At 61.3% G+C, this 11,296-nt stretch carries 8 protein-coding genes; all 8 read left to right on the forward strand.

Features of this window, described 5'->3' with window-relative positions; genetic code table 11:
* Positions 1-22: 22 nt before the first annotated feature.
* On the forward strand, positions 23-2,521 hold the full coding sequence (locus LRP66_RS10335) for a TonB-dependent siderophore receptor (protein WP_230482454.1): 2,499 nt from the start codon (positions 23-25) through the stop codon (positions 2,519-2,521).
* Between the two features lie 59 nt (positions 2,522-2,580).
* The gene (locus tag LRP66_RS10340; protein ID WP_230482455.1) at positions 2,581-5,250 is read left to right on the forward strand and encodes a M16 family metallopeptidase; all 2,670 of its coding nucleotides are present in this window, start codon (positions 2,581-2,583) and stop codon (positions 5,248-5,250) included.
* Positions 5,250-7,055 carry an ABC transporter ATP-binding protein/permease gene (locus tag LRP66_RS10345; RefSeq protein ID WP_230482457.1) on the forward strand — a complete coding sequence of 602 codons (1,806 nt, stop codon included), beginning with the start codon at positions 5,250-5,252 and terminating at the stop codon, positions 7,053-7,055. Before LRP66_RS10340 ends, LRP66_RS10345 begins: the two co-directional genes overlap by 1 nt.
* On the forward strand, positions 7,052-7,837 hold the full coding sequence (exbB, locus tag LRP66_RS10350) for a tonB-system energizer ExbB (RefSeq protein ID WP_230482459.1): 786 nt from the start codon (positions 7,052-7,054) through the stop codon (positions 7,835-7,837). Before LRP66_RS10345 ends, exbB begins: the two co-directional genes overlap by 4 nt.
* 48 nt (positions 7,838-7,885) lie before the next feature.
* Complete coding sequence (locus tag LRP66_RS10355) at positions 7,886-8,302, forward strand: ExbD/TolR family protein (protein WP_230482461.1); 417 nt, start codon at positions 7,886-7,888, stop codon at positions 8,300-8,302.
* A gap of 80 nt (positions 8,303-8,382) precedes the next feature.
* Positions 8,383-9,012 carry a TonB family protein gene (locus LRP66_RS18360; protein WP_443026684.1) on the forward strand — a complete coding sequence of 210 codons (630 nt, stop codon included), beginning with the start codon at positions 8,383-8,385 and terminating at the stop codon, positions 9,010-9,012.
* Positions 9,013-9,104: 92 nt separating this feature from the next.
* Positions 9,105-9,650, forward strand: coding sequence for a sigma-70 family RNA polymerase sigma factor (locus LRP66_RS10360; protein WP_230482463.1), 546 nt, complete (start codon positions 9,105-9,107; stop codon positions 9,648-9,650).
* Positions 9,643-10,617 (forward strand): FecR family protein, encoded by a 975-nt coding sequence (locus tag LRP66_RS10365; RefSeq protein ID WP_230482464.1) that lies wholly within the window; start codon positions 9,643-9,645, stop codon positions 10,615-10,617. The genes LRP66_RS10360 and LRP66_RS10365 overlap by 8 nt, the downstream gene beginning before the upstream one ends.
* Positions 10,618-11,296 lie beyond the last annotated feature (679 nt).

Below are 11,296 nucleotides of genomic sequence, written 5' to 3' on the forward strand. Positions count from 1 at the left end.
ACTTCGGGGAGCGACGAGCGCAATGATCGCCATAATGGCAGGATCAACGCCTGCTTTCGCTGCTGAAAAGACTGTACACTTCAACATTTTCCAAGGTGCTTTGGGTGAGGCCCTCATCTCGATCGCCGCGCAGTCGGGCCGGCGCATTGTATTCGATCCGTCCATTGTCGAAGGTCGCACCGTCCCAGGGCTGCAGGGCGCAATGTCGGCCGACGCCGCGCTTCGGCAAGTGCTGCAGGGTAGCGGACTTTCCGCGCGACCGGACAAGTCGGGGAACTGGATCGTCGTTCGCGACCTCGCTCCGGACCAGATCTCCGCAGGCGGAAAGGTGCTGGGCACGGTTCGGGTGGCGGCAAGCACGTCCGAAAACGCTGACGTGGGTGCTAACGGGAGCAGCGATCCGATCGCAACGGAGGGCACCAAGAGCTATACGACGAACGGCGCAATCGTCGCGTCCAAGCGTGCGCTGGCGCTAAAGGACACGCCCGCTGCGGTATCGGTGGTGACGCGGCAACAACTCGACGACCGCGTGATCACCGGGTTCAACGCGGGACTCGACGTCCTGCCTGGCGTCACTTCGACGGGCGGCATACTCACGTCTCGCGGCTACAGCATCACCAACATCCAGATCGACGGGGGATCGCCACTGGCGATCGGGACCACCCAGAACTTCGCATCGCGATACACCGTACTCGACGACCTTTCGATCTATGACAGCATAAGCATGCAGCGTGGCTCCGCCGGAACGTTTACAGGCGTGGGGAGCGCCAGCGGCTCCGTGAGCCTGGAACGCAAGCGCCCGCTCGATCATGCCGCGTTGGAAGCCACCCTGCAGGCTGGATCATGGAACAATTTCCGCGGCATCGTGGACGTGTCGTCGCCAGTGCTGCTGGACGGACTGGTCAAGGCTCGTGGGGTGTTCACCGCGCAGAGCAACGATTTCTTCTATGACACCGCGCATCGGAAATTTTGGCAGCTCTATTTGAATACCGAAGTGCAGCCAGCGCCATCGACGAGAATCAATATCGGCGGAAAGATCAGCTATCAGCGTAGTACGCCTTTTTTCGGGCTTCCCGCAAATGACAAGGGGCAGTTGCTGGACCTGCCACGTGCCACATGCCTGTGCACGCCTTGGAGCTATTCATCGACAAAAACGCGAGAAATATTTGCGCAACTTGCCCAGAAAATCGGGCAAAGCTGGACGTTCAAAGTGAACTCGTCGTTCAACTGGCAGAACGGAAATGCCGATGCGTTTAACTTTGGGAACACGCCGGGTACGATCGGTGTAACGCCAGGCGGGCCTAACCAGGGCGTTTTGACGGTCACGCGCGGCCCGACGACGTCCAATCAGCAGATCATCGATTCATTCATCGACGGCACCTTCCATGTCCTGGGGGTGAAGGTCGACCTGACCGCTGGCGGCAACTCCCAGTCCATCACCCAGCGTACGGTCGTTCCGCTCAAAACGTTTTTCCTTAGGAACTACACGGTCGTGCCGTTCGACCCCAACGCGTTTCCTCCGATTCCCGCGGGGGCAACGCCGGGTTTCACGGGGAGATCCTTCCCCCGTTCTAGTCAACGGCAGCTGGGAATTTATGGATCATTGCGAATTTCACCAGCTGACTGGCTGCATTTGACAATATCCGACCGCTATTCAAAGTTCGACCTCAATCTGACCTCCCGGGCGCCTTCCGGGAGTGAGCGCTACACGGCGATCAGCTACGACAATCTTACCGTACCGAACCTCGGCCTAGTTGTCGATCTGACGAAGCGGTTTTCAGCCTACGCAAACTACAACACCATCTTCGACCGGGCGAACTATGTCACCGCGCAGGGGGCTTACCTGCCACCCATGGTCGGCAAGAACATCGAGGGCGGCCTGAAGGGCACGTTCGCGGGCGGTGCCCTGAACGTGGCGGGATCGTTGTTCTACATCGAAACCAATAACACGCCCGTTTTCGATCCCAGCACCTTCCTGCCGAACAATGCGACTACCGGTGCGAGTTGCTGCTATCGCATCGATGGATCCTATCAGACCAGCACCGGCGGAGAACTCCAGGCTCAAGGCGCCCTGACGGCCCGTCTGAAGATTGATGCGTCCTATACCTATACCCAGCTCGGACAGCGGCCCGGCCCGGCGGCAAGCGCGTCGTCGGGCTTTCCGGCGCAGCGCATCACGCCCGAACATCTGATCAAGATCTGGACCGCCTGGCAGCCGCCTGTCCTGGACGATGCCCTCACCATCGGCGGCGGCCTGCACGCCGAGACGTCAATCAACCCCTGGAGTGCTCTGTCCACGTTCTCGAACGGCGCATTCACCAACGCGTACATCCCGACCAACAGGCCGGGTTATGTCCGGGGAGACCTGATGGTCAAATACCAGATCGACGATAACGTGGATCTGCAGGTCAACCTGAACAACGTTACAGACACGAAGTACTATGCGATCGTGAACAATGCCGGGCTGAACTTCTACGGAGAGCCCCGATCGGTGATGTTCACGCTTCGAGGTACGTTGTGAGGCACGACATGTCGACGATACCGAAGGGGGTGGATACGGTTCGGGGATGGCGTCTGCGCGTGCCCGACATCATGCCACTGATCGAGGCGCGCCACACCTTCCAGCGCCATATTCTGTCGAACGGACTGACGGTGCTCTTGCAGCCCGACACGACGACGTCCCTTGCCCACATCTCGGTGGCATACCGGGTCGGATCGATGGACGAACGGCCAGGGCAGAGCGGCCTGGCGCATTTTCTCGAACACATGATGTTCGCGGGCACCCGGGCCCTGCCGGGCAGCTACATGACGCGAATGCTGGACGCCGGCGCGACCCAGGTAAACGCGATGACTATGCGGGATATCACCCGGTACTTCCAGACGGTGCCGTCCCATGTTGTCGAACTGGCGCTGTTCGCCGAGGCAGACCGCATGGCCGACTTCGCAAACAGTCTGGATCCCGCCATCATCGAACGTGAACGCCAGGTGGTGATCGAGGAGAAGCGCGAGAACGAGGGGCGTCCCCTCGGCCGGCTAAATCAATGGCTTTCCGAAGGAATGCTATCCGCCGGGCATCCATATCGGCATCCCGTGATCGGCCATGCCACGGATATCGCACATTATACGGCCGAGTCGCTGCGGGAATGGCACGCCACCCATTACAGCCCCTGTAACGCGGTGCTGGTGGTCACCGGCGGGTTCGACGTAGAACCGACGTTCGCCTTGATCGAACGCTTTTTCGGGGTGATCCCCGGTGGAATGATGCCCCCGAGAACGGAGGCGCGGGTGGAGGCGCCTCCCGTCCAGAGCGTCGTCCGGGCATATGACTGGATCGACGGACCGGGCTTTCATGTCCAGACGTGGAATACCGCGTCCGCGGTCGCCTCGCCGCGTGAAAACCTTGCCCTTTCGCTGGCCGCGGACCTGATCGGCAGCGGAACGGCGAGCCCACTGCACCGGAAACTGGTCAACGGACTCGGGTTGGCGAGTGCCGCCGCCGTGACGCTGACCCCGGGGCGGGCCAACGGCATGGTGATGGCCCAGGCGACCCTGGCGACCGAAGGCGCGCGCCTTGAGGGACAGATAGACGACGTCATCGACGCGTTCGTCTCGACCCCTGTCGATGCCGAGCATCTGGACCGGCTTCGGATCAGGCGGCTTGTCACTGCGACCCGTTCGATGAGCGAATTCGAGCAGGTGGCGGCGCGCCTTTGCAGCAGCGAGGCATTCTATGGCAATGCAGGCTGGTTCCTCGACGAAGCCAGGCTCGTCGCCGAAATGGACGAAAGCGAGATACGTGCCGCGGCGGCCAAATGGCTCCGGCTGCCATCCATGACGCTGATCGTGCTTCCCCACGGGACGTATCCCGCTGTGACCGTCGGGGTTACGACCGTCCCCCAACCCGGCGATCCCGCAGTGACTCGTGTGAACGTCCCCGCATGGGAGGAGACCAGACTTAGAAACGGGACGCGGCTGCGCATCTCGCGCCGGCCAAACGATCCCGCCTTCCACCTGCGCGTCCTCAGCGCCATGGGAAAAGGGAACGAACCAGAAGGCCTGGAGGGTTTGGCGTCGCTCGTCACATCCGTGCCCTTGATCGGCGCAGGACCGGACGACGCCGCCGCTTTCGGAGAACGCGTTACGCGTGCCGGTTTGTCGGTGGCCATGAACGCCGCTTCGACGAATCTCTGGCTGGACGTCAGCGGGCTGATTGCTGCGCTGCCCGCTGCGGCGGCAATCGCTGCAGACGCGATCCTGCGGCCTCGCTATGGTTCGAACGACTATGAACGGCGCGTCGCGGTGCTCGCTACGGAAGCAAGGGGTGCAAGTGCCCCCGGCCAGAAAGCGCAGCGCGAACTATACGCATTGCTTCTTGGCGACCGCCACCGTCTCGCCGCAGTCGCTGGAGCATCGCCCAACCTCATCGACAATCTGACCGTTCCCACGGTTACTGATTTTCATGCGCAGGCATGGGACCCAGCGAGCACGGTGGTGCTGCTGGCCGGCGACGTGGACGTCACCGAAGTCTGCGAGATGTTCGACGACATGATGGAGGGCTGGGCATCGACCCATGTGCCGGCGCTGACCCAGCGGCTCGATGTTTCGCCCGCAACGCCAGGCATTCGCATCGTCGAATCTTCGGGCGATGCCGTCGCAGTAACCTTGGCCTGGATCGCCCCGATCGAAGGCCTGGCTGACGAAGCTGCATTGGGATGCCTGGTCCATGCCCTGGCCGGCGATTTCGGGTCGCGCGCCAATGCGCTTCTTCGCGAAAAGCGAGGCCTGACCTACGGCGTCAATGGCAGCGCTGGTCAACCGACGCCCGGTATTGGGCCAATGAGTGCGCGGATCACCACGAACGTGTCGCTGGACGCGGTTGGTGAGGCGGTTCGCGCCATAGAGGATCTGCTCGCCGGACTTCGTCAAGATGCCCCTCCAACCGATGCGGAGATCGAAGCTTTCCGCCGCCAGGAGCGTCAGCGACTATCCCGCCTGAACGAAAACGCCGGAAGGGCGGTCTCCACAATGCAGGATCTGCATACGCGTGAGCGGGCAGGAAAGGGAGATTTGCATGCCTATCGCCATGCCGTCGAGGAACTAAGCCCAGCGTTCCTAGCTGCGGCGGCGCTCCGCCTGCTGCCCGAGCGTGGCAGGCTGGCCGGAACGGTGTCGGGCAATCGCGACCTGATCGAAGCAAGTCTACGAGCGGCAGACCTTGCAACACCCGTGCTCGCTCCCCGGGCGGACTGATGGCGCGCCAAGCCAGATTAAAGCCCGAAAGCGGGACGGCGCGCTCGCGCATCTACATCGATCCGCATGACAGACGGATTGATGCGAAGTTCTTTCGACGGATGCTGCTCGTTTGCCGGCTCTACTGGTGGCGGCGAGGATCGTGGACGGCGTGGTCGATGTTCGGCTACACTTTCGCGATCAGCGCCGTGAGCGGATTACTCTCCGGCTGGATGACGATCCTGACGGGCAAGCAGACGAACGCGATCGTTGGGCGTAATGTCGACGTGTTCTGGTCAACCACCTGGCTGATGGTCGCGGTGATGGTCGGCACGTTCCTCATCGGAATGACCAGCAGTGCGGTCGCCCCCTATCTGGTGGCGCAGTGGCGCAAATGGCTCACGGGCGACCTGATCGATCGCTATCTGGAACAGCGCTCCTACTACGATATCAACATCGACCAGGACATCGACAATCCCGACCAGCGGATCCAGGAGGAGGTCGGGCCGATGTGCGAGGTTCTGGTTTCGGTGCCGCGCACTATCTTCAGCCTTGGCTTTTCCAGCGTCATCCAGATCAGCATTCTGATGGCGATATCGCCACGTATGACGGTTGCGGTGCTGGCGTACGTCGTTCTTCACGTAACGGCGAGCGTGTACATGTATCGGCCAGGCATCGCGATCAGCTGGGACCAGAAGATCGCGGAAGCCGACCTTCGCTACGGTATCCTGAATGTCCGCGACAATGCTGAAACCATCGCCTTCTACAGTGGCGAGGCGGCGGAGCGCAAACACCTCGCCGCCCGTATTGAGCACGTGATCCGGCAGGCAATGCGCAAGATCGTGTTCGACCTGCAGATCTCGGTAATCATGGAGATATTCAGGCTGGCCTGGTTCGTATTGCCTTTTCTCTTTGTCGTGCCGCTGTTCTTTAACGGGACGATCCAGTTTGGAGCCATCGCGCAGGCGGGGGCGGCGGCATTCCTCATCTCGAGCGACCTGAGCAACGTTATCAATCTCTTTCCTCGGCTTACCGGAATCGCGCCCAACATCGTCCGCGTCGCACAGATCTTGGAGAAGACGGAGGCGCTCAAGCAGCGACGCCGCGATCGCAATTCGGCCCACGGCGATGCGGGCATCGAAGTGCGGGGAAATGCGGACGCCATCCGTCTCGATCACGTCTCTTACCAGACGCCGGGTGGCGAACTGAGTCTGGTCAAGGACATCTCGCTCGAACTGCGGCCAGGCCGACGAATGCTCATCGTGGGGCAGACGGGCGTCGGCAAAAGCTCGTTCCTCCGCGTGCTGGCGGGTCTGTGGACGCGCGGCACAGGGGTACTCCACATGCCCGCGCTAGACCGTGCGATGTTCATGCCGCAGAAGCCGTACATGACCCTCGGATCGCTGCGCAGCCAGATACTGTATCCCAGGCAGGACGATGGCAGCGTGGGCGATGACGTCCTGTTGGCGGCGCTCGATACCGTCCGTCTGCCGCGGATCGCGGAACGCAACGGGGGCCTGGCTGCCGAAAAGGACTGGGGGCGGATACTTTCGCTGGGCGAACAGCAAAGGATCGGCTTTGCCCGGGTCATCGTCAACGCACCCGAATATGTCTTCCTGGACGAGGCGACCAGCGCGGTCGATCAGCCGATGGAAGCTCACCTCTATGGCCTGTTGCTCGACAGCGGCGCGACGATGGTCAGTGTCGCACATCGCGCCAGCGTGATTCCGTTCCATGACTCGATACTCGATCTCCGGGAGGACGGCTGGTCGATCAGGCCAGTCTCTGCCCCTGCCACCGACCCTCCCTCTTCACCGGATATATGACCATGCGAACCTGTCATCGATACAAGCCGATATCGCGTCGCCTGGCGATGATCGCCACAACGGCGGCGTTCCTCGTTTGCGCGCCGTCGCCCGCCTTGGCGCAGGGCATCGATCATACCGACTTCGATCCGGCGTCAATGTTCTGGGCCGCCGTTCCCGTCGTCAAAGCCGTCATGATGCTGCTGTTGATGGCGTCCATCGCCACTTGGGCGGTGTTCGTCGCCAAGATGCGGGAAATTTCGCGAGGCAGTCGGGCAGTCGGGGATGCGACGGAAACAGTGCGCATCGCACGCACGCTGGCGAGCATCGACGTCGCCGACGCGCCATCGGACGCGATGGTGGAAGCCGCCCGGGAGGAACTCGGCAAGTCGGAGGCCCTGATCCTGCAGGGGAGGACGGCAGGGGCGTGCGAACGCGTCGCTGATCGCATATCGCGGGTCGAAAGCAACGCCGTCGCGAAGATGCGCAACGGCGTGCCGTTCCTGGCGTCGGTCAGCTCGGTCGGGCCTTTCGTAGGGCTTTTCGGCACCGTATGGGGCATTATGCACAGCTTCGTCGGGATCGCGAAGTCGCAGTCGACGAGCCTGTCGGTCGTGGCGCCGGGGATCGCAGAGGCGCTTCTGGCCACCGCGCTAGGACTGGTGGCCGCAATCCCGGCAACCATCATGTACAATCTGCTCAACCGTCGACTGGCCGAATATCGTCATCGCCTTGCCGACATGGCGACGATGGTGAACAGTCTGACCGGCCGCGAAGTCGAAAGCAGGCATATCTCGCGGTAAGCTTGCGTCACCTTCGATCCAGATTGCAATTAGACGGGAGAATCACGAATGGGTATCGCTGAAAAACTTGAAGACGACATGGAGGATCTCAGCGAAATCAACCTGACCCCGTTCATCGACGTCATCTTAGTGCTGCTCATCATCTTCATGGTCGCCGCGCAGACCAGCGCCGTGTCGCAGGATGTCAACCTGCCGTCTTCAAAGGCTGACACGCTGATCAAGCCGAAGCCAATCACGGTGACGGTCAAGGCCAATGGCTCCTTCGTGGTCGGAAACCACATAGTTGCGCCAAGCGGCTTGCGCGAGGCGTTGCTTGCAGTTCACGCGATGCATGATGATCGCATCCTGCTTTTGGGCGACCAAACACTGACCTACCAATCGCTAATGGATGCATTCGATGCCCTTCGAGCAGCAGGCTATTCTCAGGTAGGGCTCGTGGGCAGAGGCGCGCAGCAGACCAAATGACGCCGACAACCGGGTCTTCTAGACGCGACTGGCAGGTCGCCGTGTTGGCAACGGCGCTGCTCCATGCCGCGGTCCTCGTCATGCTGTTCGTGCGTGTCCTTCCTGCACAGCGCATCGAACCGGCTCCGCCGAGCCTTTCGATCGAATTGCTGAATGCACCTCCTGCCCCGGTTGCGCAGCCGAAGCCCGTAACATCTCAGCCGCATGATCGACCCAGGCCCCGGCCCGCGACGCCGGACGTACCTACCGTCCCTCGGGGGCTCGATCCGATCCCTGTACCTGTACCTGTACCCGTCCCGTCGCGCGCGAACGACACCCCCCCGCCCCGGCCAGACAGTCCTGTTACGCCGCCACGTGCGTCTGCCGTCGCCCAAGCAGAGCAGAATCGCATTGCGTCGGACGCAAGTGCTAATCCCCAAGCGCGGGAGACATGGGAGTCGGCGGTCCTCGCACGACTGGAAGGCGCAAAACGCTATCCTGCCTCGGCTCGGTTCGCTCATCAGGAAGCGACGATATACGCGCGTTTCGTGGTAGACCGAAAAGGCTCTGTGGTGCAGGCCGAGCTGGTGAAGTCCAGCGGGTACCCTGACCTCGATGGCGAAGTCCGATCGCTGCTCCGTCGCGTCCGCCTGCCGGCTCCGCCTGCTGCCGTCCCAGATATGGCCTTGACGATGACGGTACCAATCGAGTTCACTTTGAATCGGCAGTAGGTCAAGTGGCATGCGGAGTGTGTCTCGGGAAGCAAGGGTCTATGCCGGTGGGGGGAGGATGTCTGCTCTGGCGACAGCAAGGGAGTCGCGGCGTGGATCGTGTGTCCGGTAGTGAATCGATGATTGCGACGGACTGCACGGCCCGTCCACACGTCGTCGATGCGATATTTCGTGAGCATTACGGCTGGCTCAATCGCTGGCTGAGCCGGAGGACACCCGCCGATTGCCTTGCCGAAGACGTCGCGGCGGAGACGATGCTGCGGATGATTCGCGTTTCGGCGGGCGAAGCGATCCGGGAACCCCGGGCCATGATGACGACCATCGCCCGCAGACTTTTGATCGACCTGCGCGCGCGCAGCGACGTGGAAAGCTCCTATGCGTCGACAATTGCCAACCTTCCCGCCTCACTGGAGCCGTCGGCTGAAGACCGGCTCCTTATCCAAGAGGCCCTGCTGCGGGTCGACGCCATCCTGAAAACGCTGCCGATCAAGGCGCGATCCGCGTTTCTCCTCAGCCAGATCGACGGCTTGCGCCATGCTGAAATCGCCATGACGCTCGGGGTCTCAGTCAGCATGGTACGCAAATATATCGCGGCTGGTTTCAAGGCCTGCTATCGGGACTATCTGACCCATGAATGAGCGCGTCGCGGTCGACGATCCCGTTGTCGATGAGGCCGTTGCCTGGATGGTCCTTGTTCAGGACGGACAGGCCGACGAAGAGGCCAGCGCAGGCCTGCAGCGGTGGCTCGATGCCGATCTTCGCCACCGCACGGCTTGGGACAGCCTCCAGAAGTCGCTTACGCCTTTCAAGGTCGTAGACCGAGTGCCGGGATTGGGGGGGAGCCTAGTCGAAGTGATAGACCGCAAGCGCTCGCGACGTGAACTGCTAAGTGCGGCTGCCGTGATCGGCAGTTCGGCGACGGCGCTGGCAATCACCGAACGTGTCTATCCCCTGGACGGTCTGATCGCCGATGCAAGCACCCGGACAGGGGAGCGAAAGCGCGTCGAACTTCCGGACGGAAGCCTACTATTACTTAATGCTCGAAGCCGTTGCAATTTCGACTTCGATGGTGACCGCCGCGGCATCGACATGCTGGAAGGCACGGCGATGGTCACGATTGAAGCAGGAGCTTCGCCATTTCTCGTGCGAAGCGGCATTCTGGACGTCAAGGTCGACCATGGCGAGTCAATAGTGACGCGTCGGTCCACCATCGCATCGGTGATTAATGTCCGGGGAGATGCCGCAATGGGCATTCGAGGCGGTTTTGCGTTCGCGCTAAAGGCTGGCGAGGGATATGCTGTCCGGGGGGTCACGCTTTCCCGCATGACCCGGGAGGAAACGCAGGGCGCATCGGCGTGGAGCGAGGGGCGGCTTATTCTGCAGAACCGAACCCTCGCGGACATGATCGATGCCTACCGTCCCTATTGTTCTGGCCTGATCTTCCTTGCCGAAGCAGTTGCACAGCAGCGCCTTAGCGGCGTCTTCGACCTAGGCCAAATGGAGGAAGCTCTGGATTTGGTGCGCAAACTGTTGCCGATCCGAATCATGACTCTGGGAAATCTCGTCACTCGCATCGGTTTCGACCCGGGTGGGCTAGCCCGCTGAGGGCATCACGTGGTCCCTTCGAGCGAACTGAGGGTCGCACGTTGATATCCCTCCGGATATCCGAGAAGCAAAAGACTGACTTTGTACCTGTCGAGTCCCGACGGTGCGCCCCGCGTTTCTCCGACTGGGTGCGGCACGCTATCCGCTAGAAATGTTTGTCGAGGCATCGGCTTGGTCATTTACCTCAGTTTCGCCGCCGCGCGCCCAGCGACTTAAGGCGATAAAATAGCGAGCGCGTTCCACACGAGAGCCATTGATTGGGTGCCCTGTCTGGCATTTCATGTCGCGATCGGTCGGCATTCATCACTCCAGGGAATCGGTATTTCCAGTCGTTTGCTAAGGTATCACTGATAAGTTTACAGAGTGTTCACAAATCCTTGTGAACCGCCCCACGAGAGGCAATATCTTCTGCCGGATGGAATTGAACTGTTACCCGGTCTTGGACCGCGCGGCTGGCGTGGTCCCGTTCCTGCTATGACCTGCTGCCCGTTTCCTGGACCGTTTTGAGCTGAAAAATTCCAATTTAGGACTGAGGGTCAGGTGACGGCGGCAGCGATGAAGAGATCGAAGTTCAGCGAGGCGCAGAGCGCGTTTGTTTTGAAGCAGAGAGGTGGCTCGGTTCATCTGAACAGCTCGACGCGATTGCTAAGTGGAGCGTCCGCCGGTTTCATGCCGCTGC

This window comes from Sphingomonas sp. Leaf21, from assembly GCF_916858675.1.
Classification (GTDB): domain Bacteria; phylum Pseudomonadota; class Alphaproteobacteria; order Sphingomonadales; family Sphingomonadaceae; genus Sphingomonas.

Excerpts from the sequence above, each read along its gene's own strand:
- LRP66_RS10335 (WP_230482454.1), top strand. The coding sequence starts at position 23 with ATGATCGCCATAATGGCAGGATCAACGCCTGCTTTCGCTGCTGAAAAG.
- LRP66_RS10345 (WP_230482457.1), top strand. The coding sequence starts at position 5,250 with ATGGCGCGCCAAGCCAGATTAAAGCCCGAAAGCGGGACGGCGCGCTCG.
- exbB (WP_230482459.1), top strand. The coding sequence starts at position 7,052 with ATGACCATGCGAACCTGTCATCGATACAAGCCGATATCGCGTCGCCTG.
- LRP66_RS10355 (WP_230482461.1), top strand. The coding sequence starts at position 7,886 with ATGGGTATCGCTGAAAAACTTGAAGACGACATGGAGGATCTCAGCGAA.
- LRP66_RS18360 (WP_443026684.1), top strand. The coding sequence starts at position 8,383 with ATGCTGTTCGTGCGTGTCCTTCCTGCACAGCGCATCGAACCGGCTCCG.
- LRP66_RS10365 (WP_230482464.1), top strand. The coding sequence starts at position 9,643 with ATGAATGAGCGCGTCGCGGTCGACGATCCCGTTGTCGATGAGGCCGTT.